Source organism: Streptomyces sp. SID3212, assembly GCF_009865405.1.
Classification (GTDB): Bacteria; Actinomycetota; Actinomycetes; order Streptomycetales; family Streptomycetaceae; genus Streptomyces.
Genome location: NZ_WWJY01000029.1, coordinates 1 through 602 on the forward strand (window position 1 = coordinate 1; position 602 = coordinate 602).

The 602-nt window shown below is 77.6% G+C and carries 1 protein-coding gene; it reads left to right on the forward strand.

The genetic code is table 11. The features are described 5' to 3' along the window. On the forward strand, positions 1-602 hold a 602-nt coding region (locus GT042_RS01270), incomplete at both ends, for a molybdopterin-dependent oxidoreductase (protein WP_161306840.1).

A 602-nucleotide genomic window follows, 5' to 3' on the forward strand; every position in this document is an offset into this window, starting at 1 on the left:
GGACGCCCGGCCACGGACCCGCGGGCCCGTGAGGAGACCGCCGCGGTCTGGGGCGTACGGGAACTGCCGCACGCCTACGGGCGCGACACCGGCCAGATCGTCGAGGCCGCCGCGACCGGCGAACTGGGCGCCCTGGTCGTCGCGGGCGTCGAACTGGCGGACCTGCCGGACCCGGCGGGCGCGCGGGCCGCGCTCGACGCGGTCGGCTTCCTGGTCTCGCTGGAGCTGCGGCCGAGCGAGGTCACCGACCGGGCGGACGTGGTCTTCCCGGTGGCGGCCGTCGCCGAGAAGCCCGGCACGTTCCTCAACTGGGAGGGCAGGGCGCGGCTGTTCGAGGCGGCGCTCAAGCCCGAGCAGATGACGCGGCGCCTGGCCCCCTCCGACGCGCGTGTCCTCCACATGCTGGCGGACGCCCTGGACGTGCACTTCGCGCTGCCCGACCACCGGGCCGTACGGTCCGAACTGGACCGGCTCGGCGGCTGGGACGGCTCCCGGGCCACCGCGCCGCGCGAGTCGGCCCGTCCGGTGCCGCGCCCCGGCGACGGCGAGGCGGTCCTCGCGGGCCACCGGCTGCTGCTCGACCAGGGCCTGCTCCAGCAGGG